The organism is Bradyrhizobium sp. NBAIM08, from assembly GCF_020193935.1.
In the GTDB taxonomy this organism is placed as follows: domain Bacteria; phylum Pseudomonadota; class Alphaproteobacteria; order Rhizobiales; family Xanthobacteraceae; genus Bradyrhizobium; species Bradyrhizobium yuanmingense.
Window position 1 is genome coordinate 1 of sequence record NZ_JADYVR010000400.1, and the last position, 443, is coordinate 443.

At 68.6% G+C, this 443-nt stretch carries 1 pseudogene; it reads left to right on the forward strand.

Annotated features, from left to right (window positions below):
- Window positions 1–443, forward strand: a pseudogene (locus tag I6F37_RS40110) (carbamoyl phosphate synthase large subunit); the annotation flags it as partial.

The window sequence follows — 443 nt, forward strand, 5'->3', positions numbered from 1 at the left end:
GAGATGAACCCACGCGTGTCGCGCTCGTCCGCCCTTGCGTCCAAGGCCACGGGCTTCCCGATCGCCAAGGTCGCGGCCAAGCTCGCCGTAGGCTACACGCTGGACGAGTTGGAGAACGACATCACGGGAGGGGCCACGCCCGCGTCCTTCGAGCCGACCATCGACTACGTCGTCACCAAGATCCCGCGCTTTGCCTTCGAGAAGTTTCCCGGCGCCGAGCGCACGCTCACGACCTCGATGAAGTCCGTCGGCGAAGTGATGGCGATCGGGCGCACGTTCGCCGAGAGCCTGCAGAAGGCGCTGCGCGGGCTGGAGACCGGCCTCACGGGCCTCGACGACTTCACCTTCGAGGGTCTCGGCGCCGGCGACGACAAGAACGTCATCCGCGCCGCGCTCGGCGTGCCGACGCCCGAGCGGCTGCTCAAGGTCGCCCAGGCCATGCG